The following is a 17,861-nucleotide window of genomic DNA, read 5'->3' on the forward strand; positions in this document are numbered from 1 at the left end:
TGTCCCGGATTCGACTTATCCACAGGCCCAAGCGGAATCACAAGATCCGCGAGATCGTCGGCGCATGACGAATCACGGCGAAACCACCGGACCCTTCGAAAACAGCGGAATCTCGCGTCAGCAGTCGCCGACCGGACCGGCCGAGCAGGCCGCGCAGGTCACTCTGCGCACCCCGGCGGAACTGGCCGACGCCTTGCCCTACCTGCTGGGGTACCGCCCGGAGGACAGCATGGTGCTGGTGGCTCTGCACGATCACGCGAGCCGGGGCAGGTTCGGCGGCCGGGCCCGGCTCGGCATCCCCGCACATGAGGAGGACTGGGAAGCCGCCGCACGGCAGCTGGCCCGCGGGCTGGTCACCGGCAGCGAGCGGCGCGGCACCCGGCCCGAGCGCATGGTGGCCTACGTCTGCCAGGAACCCGGCCCTGGAGAGTCCGGCCGGGATGTCAAACGACGACTCGGCCGGCTGGCCCATCTGCTGCGCACCGAGTGCGGCAGCCTCGACGTGCCGGTCATCGAGGCACTGTGCATCTCGGACGGCCGCTTCTGGTCCTACTGCTGCGCGGTCGAGGGCTGCTGTCCCGAGGACGGCTCCCCGATGGGCCTTCCCGGCACCTCCGTGCTGGCCGCAGCGGCCACCTACGCCGGCCTCCAGGTCCGCGGCACACTCAGGGAGTTGCATGTCCGGCTACAACCCTGGGAGACCACCGCGGCGCTGGAGCAGGAGATCGCACTGGACACGGCGGCCATGACCCTGGTGCCCCGCATCCTGGACGAGACGACCCGCCAGGGCGTCGCGCAGGACACCCTGGACCTCGCCGGGCGGATCATCCGCCGCTACGCCGCGGCAGCGCCGGTCTCCGGCACGCATCCGGCGGACGTGCGCGACGACGGCCTCCTCGCGGACGACGAGGCGGCGATGCTGATCCTCGGGCTCCAGGACCGCACGACCCGGGACCAGGCCGCCGCCTGGATGGAGGGGGCGGACGCCGGTCCGGCTCTCCGGCTCTGGCGCGCTCTGGCCCGCCGTTGCGTCGGACCCTACGGCGAGCACGCCGCCGCTCCATTGACCCTCGCCGGCTGGGTCGCCTGGTCGACGGGCGACGAACTGGAGGCGCGGGAGGCCCTGGCCATGGCGCTGGGCGCCGATCCCGACTATCTCTTCGCCCGCCTGCTGCACCAGGCATGCAACGAAGGACTCGACCCCGAGTCGATCCGCCGCTGCCTGCGCGCGCAGAGCGCGGGACGCACACCGGCGGAGGTGGAAGCTGCCCCGGCGGAGACCATGGAGCACGCGCCCCCCGCGTCCCGCACCCCTCCCACCGCTTCTGCGGAAGCCCCGGCGCCCGGGTCCGCGGTGAGCGCACCGGCGGACACCGCAGAGGCCGCGCCCGGCTCGCGGACGGGCGCGCATCGCCGGCGGCGGGTTCGCTCCGCGTCCGGTGAGGGCAGCCGTCACGCAGCCCGGGCGACCGGTGGCCGACGCCGGCCGGCCGACTCCCGTCCCCGGTCGTTCACTGCCGAACCCACCCGGCTCGGCGCCCGTACCCCGAGCGCCACACGCACGCGTGCGACGGACACGGGCGACGTCACGACCAGTGGCGTCCCGTCGGAAAGCGGGCGCCCCGCGCCCGAGGTCGACGAATGAGGACCGGCCGGTACGCGTGCGGACCGGCGCCCGACTCCGTCGGGACAGACGGGGCCGCGCCGGCACAGAGCGGGGAAGGCGCCGCACGTAACCCGATCGGGTTGACGAGCCCGACGAGCCCGCGCTCCGCAGGAACAGCGATGCCCGGCGAATGTCCCGCTCAGGCCGCCGTTCGGCCGGCTTCTCCCAGCGGAGCCGTGATCCGTACGCGCTCCCGCCCATTCACCTGAGTGGCGGAATGCCTGGACGGGTCTGCCGCCGCCCCCCTGTCCCCGGAAGAAGCCACCGCATGCACCGGCTGCCGTCGCAGCCATCTCCGCCCTCCGCCGCCCATGAAGATCCGCCCCGGGGCAGCCGGAGGCCGTTCCTCACGAACGGCACCGGCCCCGCCGCACCCGCCCCCACTGCCAGCGCACCGCCGGGCGCACTCGGCCTCGCCGACCCGCGGGTCGCGGGCGCACCCTTCGCCGTGCGGATCAGCCGGCTGGGACTGGCCATGGTGGAGAAGGCCGCGGGGGGACGCCAGCTGGGATCGTGATCCCACGGCCCCCGCGAGCCGTACCGGAACCGTGCGGAACCACCACTGATGCGCTCGACGAAAGGAGTGTTTATCGTCAGGAAGACGACTATGATCGCGGCATGCCCTACGACCCGTCAGCCTTTCCGCCTTTCGCTGTCACCGTGGACCTGGTCGTGCTGACCGTGCGCCGCCACGCCCTGTGCGCGCTGGCGGTACGCAGGGGTGAGCCCCCCTTCCAGGGGCGCTGGGCACTGCCGGGGGGCTTCGTACGGGCCGACGAGGATCTGTCCCAGGCGGCGGCGCGTGAGCTGGCCGAGGAGACCGGGCTGCGCGCTCACGACCCTTCGGTCCCGGTCCAGGACCACGGCGCGCATCTCGAGCAGCTCGCCACGTACGGCGACCCCGAGCGGGACCCGCGTATGCGCGTGGTCAGCGTGGCGCATCTCGCGCTCGCGCCCGACCTGCCCGCACCGCGTGCCGGCGGCGACGCGAGCAACGCGCGCTGGGCACCGGTCGAGGAACTGCTCCAGCAGGGCGGCTACGGCCGCGACGGCGAGTCCGCGGCACCACTCGCCTTCGACCACGCGCAGATCCTCGCCGACGGAGTGGAACGAGCCCGCTCCAAGATCGAGTACTCCTCACTGGCCACCGCGTTCTGCCCGCCCGAGTTCACCGTGGGGGAGCTGCGCCGGGTGTACGAGGCGGTGTGGGGCGTGGCTCTCGACCCGCGCAACTTCCACCGCAAGGTCACCGGCACCCCCGGCTTCCTCGTCCCCACGGGAGGTACGACCACCCGTCAGGGAGGCAGGCCCGCCCAGCTCTTCCGGGCCGGTGGCGCCACTCTGCTCAACCCGCCGATGCTGCGCCCAGAGGTGTGAGACGCGGGGCGGCGAACCCGTCGGGCGGCCGGCGCATCAGCCGTCCGTATCCGGTCATGGCTGCGTCGAACGGCGGACATCGGTGGGATCACGGCACATGGCAGCTTGCCGTAATGCGCCTTATACCTAAAAAACGGACATCTCGCGCTATCTTGCTGTAGGTGATCCAGGCCTTCGGACTGACCAGCAACTCCCGCAAGGCGCAGCCGCCCGCCCTTGACGACCTTTCCTTCGAGGCGCGCGCCGGGCATGTCACCGCGCTCCTCGGTGGCGCCGGTGCGGGCAAGACCACGGCGCTGAGACTGATGCTCGAACTCCAACACGGGCGCGGCATCACCTACTTCAGGGGGCGCCCCCTGCACCGGATCGCTCATCCGTCGCGGGAGGTCGGCGTACTCCTCGGAGACGTACCGGGCCATCCGGCCCGCTCGGTACGCGGCCATCTGCGCATGCTGTGCGCGGCCGCGGGAGTTCCCGCACGGCGCGCGGACGAGGTCCTCGAAGTGGTCGGCCTCGTCAGCCTCCGGGAGGAGCGCCTCGGCACGCTGTCCCGCGGCATGGACCGCAGACTCGGCCTGGCCTGCGCACTGCTGCCCGACCCGCACACGCTCGTCCTGGACGAACCCACCGACGGCCTCTCCACTCGTGAGGCCGAGTGGCTGCACGGCATGCTGCGGGCCCACGCCGCCCAGGGCGGCACGGTGCTCTTCACCACGGCCGAACCGAAAGAGGCCGCCCGCACCGCGGACCGGGTCGTCACCCTCGACGAGGGCAGGCTCGTCGCCGACCAGGAGGCAAGGGAATTCGCCCGCACCCGGCTGCGCCCGCGCGTGGCCGTCCGCAGCCCCCACGCAGCACGCCTCGCGGCCCTGCTCTCCAAGGAGGCCCGCACCACCCGCCGCTCCGTCGAGGTCGTGCGTGAGGACGGCAACCGCCTCTCGGTGTACGGCAGTACGACCGCCGACGTCGGAGAGATCGCGTTCCGGCACGGCATTCTCGTGCACCAACTCGCTGACGAGGTAGGTGACATGGGGCCCGGCGCCGGTGCCGGCACCGGCGGCGCCACTCCCTCCGCAGAGCCCGGGCAGGCCGCACCGGACGCGCCTGCGAAGGCACGGGCCGACGCGGAGCAGGCCGTCCCGCGGGCGGAGCGGGACGAGGCCGGAGCCGACCGTTCCCTGGCGGATCGCAGAGACGCGGAGCCCGGCTCCCCGACAGGACGGGCCCCCTCGGCCGCGTCCGATGCTGCACGGGCAGACCCGGGCCCGGCCGCGGACGAGTCGCCCACCGCCCCGGCGCCCGCTCCGCAACCGGACACCGCCGCGCCCGACGCCCCGACCGCCGCACCGCGCTTCGCGGAGCCGGCGACGCAGCCGGGCACCACGGCGATCGACCCGGAAGCGGCCGAAACCTGTTCCGGCCGGTCCGCGTCGGCGCGACGTTCCCCGGTGCCGACTGTGCCGGCGGGAGGCCGGGGCGCGACATCCTCCGGCCACCTGTCGGGGCAGCGGGAGCACATCGCGGACGACCCGTCGACGCCGGAAGCGGAATGGGCCGGGGCCGGCCTCGACGCCTCCGACGGAGCGCGCGGGCCGTCCCGTTCGCCGGCGACGGGGCGGGCGCGGGCCGCCGTCGGCGAACCGTCCGCGACCGGTGAGACGCTCGGCGGACGGCCCGCGCCGGACCCCACGGAGCGCCGCCCGGGCGTAGCGGCCTCGGGCGTGTCGCCGGCCGCCGATTGCTCCTCGGGCGACGACGCGACACACGGTGCCGCCGCACCGGATGACTCGAAGGCGTCCGGCAGGGGGTCCGGCGAGGTTCGCACGCGAACCACCGGCGGCCGGTCCGCCGACCCGACGGGCGCGTCCGGCGCCGGGCCCGGCGGGGTCGCGACGGCATCAGGAGCTCAGCCCGGCCCCTCCAGCGCGCTGGTCGGCACCACCGGCACCCGCACCCGGCTCCCTGGGGCCCGGCAGCCGCAGGCCGGGAGCACCGCCCGTCCCGACGCTGCCCGCACGCTCGCCGCCCTGCCGCCCCTCCCGCCCCCCATCTCCGTCCGCCCCGCCCCCAGCCCGCTGCGCCCCCTGCGGTACGAGGTCCGTCGCGCCACCGGAATCGGCACCGGCTTCCTCACCTGCGGCGTCGCGCTGGTGGTGTCCGCCCTCACCGCCGTACTCCTGGCGCGGCTCGGTCACACCCCGCAGGCGCGGCTGTTCGCCGCATGGCCGCGGGAGCTTCCGCTGCCGCCCGCCGCGCTCGCGGCCGGACTGCTCGGCGCGCTGGCCTTCGGGGACGAGTTCCGCCACCCCGCCCTGGCGGCCGACCGCGGCACCGTGCCCCGCCGGCTGGGCCTGCTGACCGCCAAACTGCTCGTCTCCGGAGCCACCGCGGCGCTGCTCGCCTTCCTCACCGTGGGCTGCGACGCCGAAGTGCTCTACCTCGTCTACGGACGGGAGCTGACGCGAGTTCCCGCGGACTGGCTTTCGCTCACCGCGAGTTGGTTCGGGCTCGTCGCCGGGTGCGCCTGGGCCGGGGTGCTGGCGGCGGGTGTGTTCCGGTCGGCGTCGGCCGGCCTGGCCGCCGTACTCGCCGTACCGGTCGTTGTCGTCCCCGTCGTGCACGAGGTGCTGCGCGACCCCGCGGTCAGGATGGCGGCGGGCTTTCCGGTGCGGATGCGGCAGGTCCTTCTGTTGCAGTGGCCCTTCGGAGGGGAGAGGTATGCACTCGCGGCCGCGCGGGTCGTCGCCCAACCCGTCGGTGGCGCACTCACGTTGTCCCTCGCGGCTCTGCTGTGCGCGTACGTGCTCACGACGCTGCGGACCCGGTTCCGGTGACGGCCACTCGTACACTTCTGGACCCGCCGTGCTCACAACTCACCGCAGAACGCCCATTTCTTTCCGATAAGGCGTCAATTGCGACGGGGTGAGCGATCACCCTTTCGTGTGCTTTTCACCAAAGACCTCAAGGGAGTTGAAGGGAGCGCCGACAAAGGATCCGTGAGTACCCTTGCGCACACCATGATGACCGCCGCCCGCTCCGCAGACTCAGGTCTGGCCGGCCCGGGCGGATTCGACCGCTACTCGTACGCCGAGGCACCGATGGCCGACCGTGCCGGCGTGCCCACCTGGGACGGAGGGGATCCCGAGCTGGGCCGCGTCGGCCGGCGGGCCGGGGGCAGCCGCGGACGCGGGCTGCACGGCCAACTGGTCCAGCAGTTGGGCCAGATGATCGTCTCCGGCGACCTGGGCGCGGACCGACCGCTGGTACCCGAGGAGATCGGCCAGCGGTTCGAGGTCTCCCGTACCGTCGTCCGCGAGTCCCTCCGCGTCCTCGAGGCCAAGGGCCTGGTCAGCGCCCGCCCGAACGTCGGCACGCGCGTGCGTCCCGTCAGTGACTGGAACCTGCTCGACCCGGACATCATCGAGTGGCGGGCGTTCGGTCCTCAGCGCGACGACCAGCGCCGGGAGCTGAACGAGCTGCGCTGGACGATCGAGCCGCTCGCCGCCCGCCTCGCGGCCGGGCACGGCCGCGAGGAGGTGCAGCAGCGCCTGTGTGACATGGTCGAGATCATGAGCCACGCCATGGCCCAGGGCGACGCGCTCACGTACTCGCGCGCCGACACCGAGTTCCACGCGATGCTCATCCAGATCGCGGGCAACCGCATGCTCGAGCACCTCTCCGGCATCGTCTCGGCGGCCCTCCAGGTGTCCGGCGGCCCGGTCACCGCCTGTGACCGGCCGAACGAGGCGTCCCTCGCGCAGCACGCACGGATCGTCGACGCGCTCGGCGCCGGGGACGGCGCGGCGGCGGAGGCGGCCATGCGCCAGCTGCTCTCGATCCACCCGGAGGTGGAGCGCGTGGTTCCCGCCCCGCGTGAGCACTGACCCCCGCGACGAACGCGTTGCGGTCGCCGGTGTGCGGCGTCCCTGTGGTGCTCGCGGCGGCACCTGGCCGGGGTGTCGGCCGCCGCCGGACCCTGCCGGACCCTGTGGAGTCCGGCGGGGTCCGGGGGCGTGGCGGGACCCGGGGGTGCGAACGGCCGTCGCGGTCACGACTGCGGCCCGGCCATACATCACCGACTATCACATTTGTTAATGTCTGATCGTTTTTGACTGCTTACGGGTGTGACTCGGGCCACGCGGATTGGGCGTAACGCTTGCGGAGACAGCGCGATGACCTAAGAGGTGACAGCCGCGGAGGGAATACGGACGCCAGAGCAGGCGCTGTGCATCTCCCCGGCCCCCGCCCGCGCCGTCGGCCGATCCCCAGGCCGGTGGTCGGCTCCCGTCCGTAGTGGACGGCGCCGGAAGCCGTTTTCCAACGTTCCGAGAGGTTGTTCGTGTCGGCCAGCACATCCCGTACGCTCCCGCCGGAGATCGCCGAGTCCGTCTCTGTCATGGCGCTCATTGAGCGGGGAAAGGCTGAGGGGCAGATCGCCGGCGACGATGTGCGTCGGGCCTTCGAAGCTGACCAGATTCCGGCCACTCAGTGGAAGAACGTACTGCGCAGCCTCAACCAGATCCTTGAGGAAGAGGGTGTGACGCTGATGGTCAGTGCCGCAGAGCCCAAGCGCACCCGCAAGAGCGTCGCAGCGAAGAGTCCGGCCAAGCGCACCGCCACCAAGACGGTCGCGGCGAAGACGGTGACCACGAGGAAGGCCACCGCCACCGCGGCGGCCCCCGCGGTGCCCGCCGCTCCGGCAGAGGACGATGCCCCCGAGGAAGCCGCACCCGCCAAGAAGGCCGCCGCCGCCAAGAAGGTGACCGCGAAGAAGACGGTCGCCAAGAAGGCCGTCGCGAAGAAGACGGCCGCCAAGAAGACCACGGCCAAGAAGGACGACGTCGAGCTCCTCGAAGAAGAGGTCCTCGAGGACACCAAGGTCGCCGACGAGCCCGAGGGCACCGAGAGTGCCGGGTTCGTCCTGTCCGACGAGGACGAGGACGACGCGCCCGCGCAGCAGGTCGCCGCGGCCGGTGCCACCGCCGACCCCGTCAAGGACTACCTGAAGCAGATCGGCAAGGTACCCCTGCTCAACGCGGAGCAGGAGGTCGAGCTGGCCAAGCGCATCGAGGCGGGTCTGTTCGCCGAGGACAAGCTGGCCAACGCCGACAAGCTCGCCCCGAAGCTCAAGCGCGAGCTGGAGATCATCGCCGAGGACGGCCGCCGCGCCAAGAATCACCTGCTGGAGGCCAACCTCCGTCTGGTGGTCTCCCTGGCCAAGCGCTACACCGGCCGCGGCATGCTCTTCCTGGACCTCATCCAGGAGGGCAACCTCGGTCTGATCCGCGCGGTCGAGAAGTTCGACTACACCAAGGGCTACAAGTTCTCCACGTACGCCACCTGGTGGATCCGCCAGGCGATCACCCGCGCCATGGCCGACCAGGCCCGCACCATCCGTATCCCGGTGCACATGGTCGAGGTCATCAACAAGCTCGCGCGCGTACAGCGCCAGATGCTCCAGGACCTGGGCCGCGAACCCACCCCGGAGGAGCTGGCCAAGGAACTCGACATGACTCCGGAGAAGGTCATCGAGGTCCAGAAGTACGGTCGCGAGCCCATCTCGCTGCACACCCCGCTCGGCGAGGACGGCGACAGCGAGTTCGGTGACCTCATCGAGGACTCCGAGGCCGTGGTCCCGGCCGACGCGGTCAGCTTCACGCTCCTCCAGGAGCAGCTGCACTCCGTTCTGGACACCCTGTCCGAGCGCGAGGCCGGCGTCGTCTCCATGCGTTTCGGTCTCACCGACGGTCAGCCCAAGACCCTCGACGAGATCGGCAAGGTGTACGGCGTGACGCGTGAGCGCATCCGCCAGATCGAGTCCAAGACCATGTCGAAGCTGCGCCACCCGTCCCGTTCCCAGGTGCTGCGCGACTACCTCGACTAGGTCACGTTCGTACGGCCAAGGCCCGGCTCTCCTCGCGGAGGCCGGGCCTTCGTGCTGCGCGTGGCGGACGGTTGCCTGACTCTGGGTGTCCCACCGGCATCCGAGAGTGAGGAGTTCGTATGCGCCGTTCCCTTGCCCGGGCACTGATCCGGCCGCTCGCCCTGGCGGCCGCCATGACCGGCATACCCCTGGTGACCGCCGTCCCGGCCGTAGCCGGCAGCGTGGTGGTCGGGGGCTTCCCGATAGACGTCTCCCAGGCTCCGTGGACGGTGGCACTGGCCAGCCGTGACCGGTTCGGAGGTACGCGGGCGGGCCAGTTCTGCGGCGGTGTGGCCGTGGACCGCGCCGTCGTGCTGACCGCGGCGCACTGTCTGTCCGAGGAGGCCCTCGGGACGCCACCGAACCGGGTGCGTGATCTCCGAGTCATCGCGGGTCGCACGGACCTGCTGTCGGGCGAGGGCCAGGAGATCGCCGTACGAGACGTCCAGATCAATCCCGCGTACGAGGCCACGACCGACTCCGGCGACTTCGCACTCGTCACACTCGCCGGGGAACTGCCACAGAGCACGGTGATCGGCATGGCCCGTGCGGACGACCCGGCCTACACGCCGGGCACCGAGGCCTTCGTGTCCGGCTGGGGCGACACGACCGGCGGGGGTGACTACGCGCGCCGGCTGCGCGCCGCACGCGTGCACGTACTGCCCGACGCCTCGTGCGCCCGGGCTTATCCGGGCGGCCCGGAGGGCAAGTACCGGGCCGCCACCATGCTCTGCGCGGGCGAGGTCGCGGGTGGCCCCGACGGCTGCCAGGGGGACAGCGGCGGGCCCCTGGTGGCGGGAGGGCGACTGATCGGCCTCGTGTCATGGGGAAGCGGCTGTGGACGGCCGGGAAGGCCCGGTGTCTACACGCGCGTCTCTGAGGTCGCGGGGGTGCTGAAACCGGCCAGAGAGGCCGTACAGGGCTCCTACAGGCGCTCGTGAGCGCCTGCGGGAGAGCATGAGCACGGGCGGCTGCTCCCGGGGGAGGAGCAGCCGCCCGTTCACCGGCCTGTGCCGGGGCTGGCTCGTCGTGTGTGCGAGATTCAGCGCTCTTCTTCAGAAGCGTTGTCGGGAACGGTCGTCAGCCGCTCCGTCTCGTCCTGTATCTCAGCGGCGATCTTCTTGAGTTCCGGCTCGAACTTGCGACCGTGGTGGGCGCAGAAGAGCAGTTCTCCGCCGCTCAGCAGGACGACGCGCAGGTATGCCTGGGCGCCGCAGCGGTCGCAGCGATCGGCGGCCGTCAGCGGGCTCGCGGGGGTCAGAACAGTAGTCACGTCGCCTCTTCTCTAGCTCGACGAGCTGTCGTACCAGGGTCAACATCCAACCAGCCCCAAAACGTTCCCGCTCGTGGCTTTTCCTCGAAAAAAGTTTTCCGGGGCGGCTGTCTGCTGCCGGTTGGCGGCGAATGTGCCGTAGTGCGTCTCTGGGTGCGTACGGGTTCGCGCTGTCTTGCGGTCTCGATCCTCCCGGCCGGGTTGCCGGTTGTTCATGAGGACGTGCCCGGAGCCTAAATGGTTCATGCCTCGAAGGGAACGTGATGTGTACTTCACCCCATCGAGGGATCGAACACGCTTACGAGTCTGGTCTAGTGTGAGTTCTCCGCGAGGGTGGCGTTACATCGGCTCTACCAGGCCTCGGTACCCTCTGTGCGGCGACCGAAGCCGCCCCCTTACCCAAAAGGGGGCCACCTGAAATTCAGCGAGGAGCGAACCGCGTGACCGCCGATACGTCCGTGCCGTCCACAGCGCTGCTGACAGGAGCAGACCGGGACGGTTCCAACTACACCGCGCGGCACCTGCTCGTCCTCGAGGGCCTTGAGGCCGTGCGCAAGCGCCCGGGCATGTACATCGGCTCGACCGACAGCCGCGGTCTGATGCACTGCCTCTGGGAGATCATCGACAACTCCGTGGACGAGGCCCTCGGTGGCTACTGCGACCACATCGAGGTGATCCTCCACGACGACGGCTCCGTGGAGGTGCGTGACAACGGCCGCGGCATCCCCGTGGACGTGGAGCCGAAGACCGGCCTGTCCGGTGTCGAGGTCGTCATGACCAAGCTCCACGCGGGCGGCAAGTTCGGCGGCGGCTCCTACGCCGCCTCCGGTGGCCTGCACGGCGTCGGCGCCTCCGTGGTCAACGCGCTCTCCGCCCGTCTCGACGTCGAGGTCGACCGCAGCGGCCACACCCACGCCATCAGCTTCCGGCGTGGCGTACCCGGTGCCTTCGCCTCCGCCGGCGCCGACGCGAAGTTCGAGGCCAAGAGCGGCCTGCGCAGGACCAAGAAGGTCCCCAAGGCCCGCAGCGGCACACGCGTGCGTTACTGGGCCGACCGGCAGATCTTCCTCAAGGACGCCAAGCTCTCCCTGGAGAACCTCCACCAGCGCGCCCGGCAGACCGCCTTCCTGGTCCCCGGCCTGACCATCGTCGTCCGGGACGAGTTCGGCCTGGGCGAGGGCGGGAGCAAGGGCGAGGAGTCCTTCCGCTTCGACGGCGGCATCAGCGAGTTCTGCGAGTATCTGGCGAAGGACAAGCCGGTCTGCGACATCCTCCGCTTCTCGGGCCAGGGAAGTTTCAAGGAGACGGTCCCGGTCCTGGACGAGCACGGCCAGATGACTCCTACCGAGGTCACCCGCGAGCTGGGTGTGGACGTGGCACTGCGCTGGGGCACGGGCTACGACACCACCCTGCGCTCCTTCGTCAACATCATCGCCACCCCCAAGGGCGGCACCCATGTGGCCGGTTTCGAACAGGCCATCGCCAAGACGATGAACGAGATGCTGCGCGCCAAGAAACTGCTGCGCGTGGCCGAGGACGACATCGTCAAGGACGACGCGCTGGAAGGCCTGACCGCGGTCGTCACCGTGCGTCTGGCGGAGCCGCAGTTCGAGGGCCAGACCAAGGAGGTGCTCGGCACCTCGGCGGCCCGCCGCATCGTGTTCAACGTGATCTCCAAGGAACTGAAGGCGTTCCTGACCTCCACCAAGCGGGACGCCGCCGCGCAGGCCCGAGTGGTCATGGAGAAGGTGGTCGCCGCCGCCCGCACCCGTGTCGCGGCACGCCAGCACAAGGACGCCCAGCGCCGGAAGACCGCGCTGGAGTCCTCGTCCCTGCCGGCCAAGCTCGCCGACTGCCGCAGCGACGACGTCGACCGCAGCGAGCTCTTCATCGTCGAGGGTGACTCCGCCCTCGGCACGGCCAAGCTGGCACGGAACTCCGAGTTCCAGGCGCTGCTGCCGATCCGCGGCAAGATCCTCAACGTGCAGCGCTCGTCCGTGACCGACATGCTGAAGAACGCCGAGTGCGGCGCGATCATCCAGGTCATAGGAGCGGGCTCGGGCCGGACGTTCGACATCGACCAGGCCCGCTACGGCAAGATCATCATGATGACCGACGCCGATGTGGACGGTTCCCACATCCGCTGTCTGCTGCTCACGCTGTTCCAGCGCTACATGCGGCCCATGGTCGAGGCGGGCCGGGTCTTCGCCGCGGTCCCGCCGCTGCACCGCATCGAGCTGATCCAGCCGAAGAAGGGGCAGGACAAGTACGTCTACACGTACTCCGACCGCGAGCTGCGGGACACGCTCATGGAGTTCCAGAGCAAGGGCGTCCGGTACAAGGACACCATCCAGCGCTACAAGGGTCTGGGCGAGATGGACGCCGACCAGCTGGCCGAGACCACGATGGACCCGCGCCATCGCACCCTGCGCCGCATCAACCTGGCCGATCTGGACGCCGCCGAACAGGTCTTCGACCTGCTGATGGGCAATGACGTGGCGCCCCGCAAGGAGTTCATCTCCAGCTCGGCGGCGACGCTCGACCGGTCGCGCATCGACGCGTGACCGCTGCGCCGGCCCCGGGCCCATCGGCTTCCCGAGGCCGGGGGCGGTTGGGCGTGCAGGCGGCGGGCGGGCCGGAGACCGAGGCCTTCCGGCGCGTCGGGGAGGGCGGTACGGGGCCGGTAGTGGCGGAAGGCTGATTGCGCCGCCGCCACCGGCCCCGCCACCACCAGCCTCGCCCACTAACCACCGGCCCCGTCACCCACACCGGTGGCCCGCCGCCGCTTCGTGGCCGGTCGGCCGGCTCGCCCGGTCGCGCAGCGACGCACCCCTCCCGCCATCCCCACCACCTCGGGTCACTCGGGTCACCCCGAGTCGTGACTCCAGCTGACCCGGACGGCTTCTCCACCCGAGGGTGGAGGCGGGACGCTCGGAGGTTCCACCCGTGATCCACCCCAGCTCCGATCCCGTGACCTGCTCCTTTCCGTAACTTCGAAGGCGTCGGCGGCGCTCGCTGCCGGCATGACCCTCACGGTCAAGGTCAGGGAGGCACGATGTCCGGGCTCGTCAATGCGCTGGTGGTCGTGGCCGTCGTCGGCACAGTGATCGCGCGGCAGCTCCGTGCCCACACGCTCGACACGGACCGGCGCTGGTGGCTGCTGCCCTTGGTTCTGGCCGTCGTCGCCCTGCGTGAGCCCGAAATCCTGGACGCCCATCACCGCGGGGAGTCCGCCGCCCTGCTCGTGGTGGAACTGCTCATCGGCCTGGCCACCGGCGCCGGCTGGGGCTGGACCACCCGCATCTGGACGGCTCCGGACGGGGCCGTCTGGACCAGCAGCACGAAAGCGAGCGTCGCCGTGTGGGGCGTCGGCATAGCTCTGCGCGCCGGGCTCTTCGGCCTCGGCTCCGCGCTCGGCCTGCGCCAGGACAGCTCCGCGCTGATGCTCGGCCTCGCCGGCACCCTGCTGGTCCGCGGCGGGGTCCTGGCCTGGCGGGCCCAGTCGTTCGGCGCCGCCGGCCGTCCGGCCCCGGCGTACGGTGACGACAAGCGTTCGGCCTGGAAGGAGCGGGTGTGACGGACAACGCCTGGACACGCTGGCCGTCGCGCGAAGCGCTCGGCCCCGCGGGCACCACCGTGCCCCGCCGCCTGATCTCCTGGGCGGTCAGACTGCTCGTCCTCGCCATGCTCCTGTGGGGTGCGTTCAGCCAGAAGCACGTCGGCATGTGGGAAGCACTCGCGGCAGCGGGGGCGATCGTCCTCGCCGCTCTCGTCTCCTGGGCGTTCTTCACGACCACCTACGAACACCGGCTGGTGCGGTCCCTCGTGCTCATGGCCGTACTCCTGTGCATCGCGGTCGCCGCCGAGGCCACCGGGTCCACAGGTCCCGCCCTCGTGATCTGGTGCGGCTGCGGGGTCGCCGCGCTGGAGCGACTGCCGCTCGGGGCCGCCGTCCCGGTGGCCTCGGTGGCGCTGGCCTCGTACTCCGCGTTCACCAAGGACGTCTGGCTGACCACGGCCGCCACCGTGGCGGGCATGGCCCTGGCCGGATACGTCCTGCGGCTGGACGCCGAAGCGAGAGGCAGTGCGCAGCGGCTGCTCGCCCAGGAGCGGGCCGCACGCGCGGCGGAGGCAGAGTCCGCCGCGTTGGCCGAGCGGGCCCGCATCGCACGGGAGATCCACGACGTGCTGGCCCACAGCCTCTCGGCGCAGCTGGTGCACCTGGAGGCGGCCCGGCTGCTGATCGAGAACGGTGCGGACCGCGAGCGCATCCTGGAGCGGGTGGTGGCCGCCCGGGGAATGGCCCGGGAGGGCCTTACCGAGACCCGGCAGGCGCTGTCCGCCCTGCGGGGCGAGTTGACCCCGCTGGAGGACTTTCTCAGCGAACTCGTCAGCGCGGCCGCCGGCGCCGAGGTCACCGTCACGGGTGAGCGCAGAGCGCTGCCGGCCGAGGCGTCCCAGGCGGTGCGGAGGGTCGCGCAGGAGGCGCTGACGAACGTCCGCAAGCACGCCCACGGCGCCCGGGTCCGGGTGCGGCTCGACTACAGGGAGCACGAAGTGGCGCTTCACGTGCGGGACTCGGGTGGCCGGCCGGGCGAGCTCGGTGCCGCCGGAGGTGGGTACGGTCTGCTGGGCATGCGTGAGCGTGCCGAGCTGCTGGGCGGCTCGCTGGACGCGGGACCGCACGAAGAGGGGTTCATGGTGACGCTGAAGGTGCCCGTATGACGGAGGCGGAGGGGGCGAAGAAGCCGGCACGCCTGGTGGTCGTCGACGACCAGACCGTCGTCCGGGAGGGCATCGTGATGCTGCTCGGGCTGCTGCCGGGTGTGGAGGTCGTCGGCGCCGCGGGGGACGGTGAGGAGGCGGTACGGCTGGTCGGGGAACTCTCCCCGGACGTCGTTCTCATGGATCTCAGGATGCCCCGCTGCGACGGCGTGGAGGCGACTCGGCAAATCCGGGCCCGGTATCCCGGCACCCAGGTGGTGGTGCTCACCACGTACGCGGACGACGAGTCGTTGTTCCCCGCCCTGCGGGCCGGTGCCCGCGGGTACTTGACCAAGGACGCCGGCGGAGACGAGATCGTGCGCGCCGTGCGGAGCGTGCTGTCGGGGGACGCGGGACTGTCGCCGAGTGTCCAGCGCCGGCTGCTGGAGCGGCTCTCGCAGCCGGAGCCCGCACCGGCGCCGGCGCCGGCCGGGGCACCCGACGGGCTGACCACGCGTGAGTGCGAGGTCCTGGTGCTCATCGCCGAAGGACTCAGCAATCAGGAGATCGCGCGCCGGCTGCATGTGTCGACCGCGACCGTGAAGACCCACATCAACAACCTCTTCGCCAAGACGGGCCTCAAGGACCGGGCGCAGGCGGTGCGGTACGCCTATGGCAAGGGGCTGGTGCGGCCACCCATCGGATGAGTCACCTGATGGGGTGAAGAGCCCGGGGAAGAAGAGTCGCGGATGCTCCCGGTCTGTCCATGCTTGGGCATGCAGTCAAGCAAAGGTTGCCCCCGCGGAGTCGGGGACGGTCCCGACATTCCGGCCGGGAACCAGCAGGACCACGGCGCGCCCGTCCGTGACGTGACGTATGTAGACCCCTGGTACGACGCGCCGGCCGCGGGTTGGGGTGAACTGGACGGCGCCGGCAGGCCGGCGCCCGCCGTACCGCCCGCTCGCCGGGAGCCGGACGCGGCGGCGGTCCGTGCCCGGGACGTGTACGTCGAGGTCCAGCGCAGCGAGGCGTTTCAGGAGGTGCGCGGAAGGTACCGCCGGTTCGTGGTGCCCGGAACCGCCGCCTTCCTCGCCTGGTACGTGGCGTACGTGATCGCCGCGACGACCGCGCCCCGGCTCATGGCGCGGCCCGTGGTGGGGGCGGTGAACGTGGGCATGCTCGCGGGACTCGGACAGTTCCTCACCACGTTCCTGCTGACCTGGGCCTACGCCCGGCACGCGCGGCTGCGCCGGGACCGGGCCGCGCTGGAGCTGCGCTGGGACACCCAGGAGCTGACCCGCGGAGTGCGAAGGGAAGCCTTGTGACCGGTGACCATCAGACTCTGGCACTGCTGCTGTTCAGCGGCTTCGTGGCGGTCACGCTCGGGATCACGACCTGGGTGAGCCGCAAGCGGCACGGTTCGGCGGAGGAGTTCTACGTCGGCGGGCGGTTGTTCTCCCCGATGGAGAACGGGTTCGCCATCGCGGGCGACTACATGTCGGCGGCCTCCTTCCTGGGGATCAGCGGGCTCATCGCGCTGTACGGGTACGACGGGCTGCTGTACGGGGTGGGATTCCTCGTGGCGTGGCTGGTCGTGCTGCTCCTGGTGGCCGAACTGGTGCGCAACTGCGGCCGGTTCACCCTGGCCGACGTGGTGGCCGCGCGGATGAGCGAGCGGCCGGTGCGGATCGCCACGGGAACGTCCTCGGTCACGGTGTCCGTTCTCTATCTGGTGGCACAAATGGTGGGCGCCGGCAGCCTGGTGGCACTGCTGCTCGGGCGGACCAGCGGCGCCGCCCAGGCCTGGACGGTCATCGGCGTCGGTGCGCTCATGGTGATCTATGTGTCGTTGGGAGGGATGCGGGCCACCACCTGGATCCAGATCGTGAAGGCGGTCCTGCTGCTCGGCGGAACGGTCACGCTGACCGTGCTCGTTCTCGTACGGTTCCACGGAGACGTCGACCGGTTGCTGCTCACGGCCGCGCAGCGCAGCGGGCACGGGAAGGCGTTCCTGGCACCGGGCCTGAAGTACGGCGGGGACTGGACCGCACGTCTCGACTTCATCAGCCTGGGAATCGCGCTGGTACTGGGCACGGCGGGCCTGCCGCACATCCTGTCCCGGTTCTACACCGTGCCGACGGCGCGGGCGGCCCGCCGCTCCGTCGTGTGGTCCATCGGCCTGATCGGCAGTTTCTACCTGATGACGATCGTCCTCGGGTTCGGAGCGGCGGCGGTGGTGGGGCCGCAGGCCGTGCGCGGTTCGAACGCGGCGGGTAACACGGCGGTGCCCCTCCTCGCCCTCGACCTGGGCGGTGGAGCGGGCTCCACCGGTGGGACGGTCCTGCTCGCGGTCGTGGCCGCCGTCGCCTTCGCCACCATCCTCGCGGTGGTCGCCGGCATCACGCTCGCCTCCTCGGCCTCGGTCGCCCATGACCTCTACGCCTCGCTGCGCCGACCGCACCGCGGGGCACCGCGCAGCGAGGTGACGGTGGCCCGGTGGGCGGCGGTGGGTGTCGGTGTCGTGGCGATCGGACTCGGTCTGCTGGCCCGCGATCTCAACGTCGCCTTCCTGGTGGGTCTCGCCTTCGCGGTGGCCGCGTCGGCGAACCTGCCGACGCTGCTCTACTCGCTGTTCTGGCGGGCCTTCACCACACGCGGCGCGGTGTGGGCGGTGTACGGCGGACTGTTCCCGGCCATCGGGCTCGTACTGCTCTCCCCGGTGGTGTCCGGCAGTCCGGGTTCCCTGTTCCCGGACGTCGACTTCCAGTACTTCCCGCTGGAGAACCCGGGCATCGTCTCCATTCCGCTGGGCTTCCTCGCCGGCTGGCTGGGCACGGTCACCTCCGACGAGGTCGCGGACGAGGCGAAGTTCGCGGAGACGGAGGTGCGCTCGCTGACCGGGGCCGGGGCCGTCTGAC

The 17,861-nt window shown here is 71.4% G+C and carries 14 protein-coding genes; 13 read left to right on the forward strand and 1 reads right to left on the reverse strand.

The annotated features are described in order from the left end of the window. The first annotated feature begins 64 nt into the window (after window positions 1-64). The 7 genes from ACGFT1_RS05570 to ACGFT1_RS05600 all read left to right on the forward strand — a co-directional run bounded on the left by ACGFT1_RS05570 (window position 65) and on the right by ACGFT1_RS05600 (window position 9,907). Window positions 65-1,645, forward strand: a complete 1,581-nt coding sequence (locus tag ACGFT1_RS05570; RefSeq protein WP_373907735.1) for a DUF4192 family protein — start codon at window positions 65-67, stop codon at window positions 1,643-1,645. A 289-nt stretch (window positions 1,646-1,934) separates the two neighbouring features. Then, the gene (locus ACGFT1_RS05575) at window positions 1,935-2,183 is read left to right on the forward strand and encodes a hypothetical protein (RefSeq protein ID WP_373908250.1); all 249 of its coding nucleotides are present in this window, start codon (window positions 1,935-1,937) and stop codon (window positions 2,181-2,183) included. A gap of 101 nt (window positions 2,184-2,284) precedes the next feature. Further along, the gene (locus ACGFT1_RS05580; RefSeq protein WP_373907736.1) at window positions 2,285-3,043 is read left to right on the forward strand and encodes an NUDIX domain-containing protein; all 759 of its coding nucleotides are present in this window, start codon (window positions 2,285-2,287) and stop codon (window positions 3,041-3,043) included. A 161-nt stretch (window positions 3,044-3,204) separates the two neighbouring features. Next, on the forward strand, window positions 3,205-5,877 hold the full coding sequence (locus ACGFT1_RS05585) for an ATP-binding cassette domain-containing protein (protein WP_373907737.1): 2,673 nt from the start codon (window positions 3,205-3,207) through the stop codon (window positions 5,875-5,877). 162 nt (window positions 5,878-6,039) lie between these two features. Continuing rightward, complete coding sequence (locus tag ACGFT1_RS05590) at window positions 6,040-6,927, forward strand: FadR/GntR family transcriptional regulator (RefSeq protein ID WP_373907738.1); 888 nt, start codon at window positions 6,040-6,042, stop codon at window positions 6,925-6,927. A gap of 455 nt (window positions 6,928-7,382) precedes the next feature. Further along, a complete protein-coding gene (locus ACGFT1_RS05595) occupies window positions 7,383-8,927 on the forward strand; it encodes an RNA polymerase sigma factor (RefSeq protein WP_373907739.1) in 1,545 nt (514 codons plus the stop codon). A gap of 119 nt (window positions 8,928-9,046) precedes the next feature. After that, complete coding sequence (locus ACGFT1_RS05600) at window positions 9,047-9,907, forward strand: trypsin-like serine protease (protein WP_373907740.1); 861 nt, start codon at window positions 9,047-9,049, stop codon at window positions 9,905-9,907. A gap of 101 nt (window positions 9,908-10,008) precedes the next feature. Here the strand turns inward: ACGFT1_RS05600 and ACGFT1_RS05605 are convergent, their stop codons facing one another. Next, window positions 10,009-10,239 carry a hypothetical protein gene (locus ACGFT1_RS05605; protein ID WP_373907741.1) on the reverse strand — a complete coding sequence of 77 codons (231 nt, stop codon included), beginning with the start codon at window positions 10,237-10,239 and terminating at the stop codon, window positions 10,009-10,011. Window positions 10,240-10,679: 440 nt separating this feature from the next. Here ACGFT1_RS05605 and ACGFT1_RS05610 point away from each other — a divergent pair, with 440 nt between their 5' ends. The 6 genes from ACGFT1_RS05610 to ACGFT1_RS05635 all read left to right on the forward strand — a co-directional run bounded on the left by ACGFT1_RS05610 (window position 10,680) and on the right by ACGFT1_RS05635 (window position 17,860). Further along, window positions 10,680-12,803 carry a type IIA DNA topoisomerase subunit B gene (locus ACGFT1_RS05610; RefSeq protein ID WP_373907742.1) on the forward strand — a complete coding sequence of 708 codons (2,124 nt, stop codon included), beginning with the start codon at window positions 10,680-10,682 and terminating at the stop codon, window positions 12,801-12,803. A 491-nt stretch (window positions 12,804-13,294) separates the two neighbouring features. Beyond that, window positions 13,295-13,816, forward strand: a complete 522-nt coding sequence (locus ACGFT1_RS05615) for a DUF1453 domain-containing protein (RefSeq protein ID WP_373907743.1) — start codon at window positions 13,295-13,297, stop codon at window positions 13,814-13,816. Then, window positions 13,813-14,964: a sensor histidine kinase gene (locus tag ACGFT1_RS05620; RefSeq protein WP_373907744.1), complete on the forward strand. Its 1,152-nt coding sequence runs from the start codon at window positions 13,813-13,815 to the stop codon at window positions 14,962-14,964. Before ACGFT1_RS05615 ends, ACGFT1_RS05620 begins: the two co-directional genes overlap by 4 nt. Then, the gene (locus ACGFT1_RS05625) at window positions 14,961-15,650 is read left to right on the forward strand and encodes a response regulator (RefSeq protein ID WP_373907745.1); all 690 of its coding nucleotides are present in this window, start codon (window positions 14,961-14,963) and stop codon (window positions 15,648-15,650) included. The genes ACGFT1_RS05620 and ACGFT1_RS05625 overlap by 4 nt, the downstream gene beginning before the upstream one ends. 162 nt (window positions 15,651-15,812) lie before the next feature. Then, window positions 15,813-16,268, forward strand: coding sequence for a DUF485 domain-containing protein (locus ACGFT1_RS05630; RefSeq protein ID WP_373907746.1), 456 nt, complete (start codon window positions 15,813-15,815; stop codon window positions 16,266-16,268). Next, window positions 16,265-17,860, forward strand: coding sequence for a cation acetate symporter (locus tag ACGFT1_RS05635; RefSeq protein WP_373907747.1), 1,596 nt, complete (start codon window positions 16,265-16,267; stop codon window positions 17,858-17,860). The genes ACGFT1_RS05630 and ACGFT1_RS05635 overlap by 4 nt, the downstream gene beginning before the upstream one ends. Window position 17,861 lies beyond the last annotated feature (1 nt).

Origin of the sequence: Streptomyces sp. Y20 (assembly GCF_043195475.1) — a bacterium.
Classification (GTDB): Bacteria; Actinomycetota; Actinomycetes; order Streptomycetales; family Streptomycetaceae; genus Streptomyces.

Bases quoted from the DNA above. Each gene is read 5' to 3' on its own strand.
- ACGFT1_RS05570 (WP_373907735.1), top strand. From the start codon at position 65: ATGACGAATCACGGCGAAACCACCGGACCCTTCGAAAACAGCGGAATC.
- ACGFT1_RS05615 (WP_373907743.1), top strand. From the start codon at position 13,295: ATGTCCGGGCTCGTCAATGCGCTGGTGGTCGTGGCCGTCGTCGGCACA.
- ACGFT1_RS05625 (WP_373907745.1), top strand. From the start codon at position 14,961: ATGACGGAGGCGGAGGGGGCGAAGAAGCCGGCACGCCTGGTGGTCGTC.
- ACGFT1_RS05575 (WP_373908250.1), top strand. From the start codon at position 1,935: ATGCACCGGCTGCCGTCGCAGCCATCTCCGCCCTCCGCCGCCCATGAA.
- ACGFT1_RS05580 (WP_373907736.1), top strand. From the start codon at position 2,285: ATGCCCTACGACCCGTCAGCCTTTCCGCCTTTCGCTGTCACCGTGGAC.
- ACGFT1_RS05600 (WP_373907740.1), top strand. From the start codon at position 9,047: ATGCGCCGTTCCCTTGCCCGGGCACTGATCCGGCCGCTCGCCCTGGCG.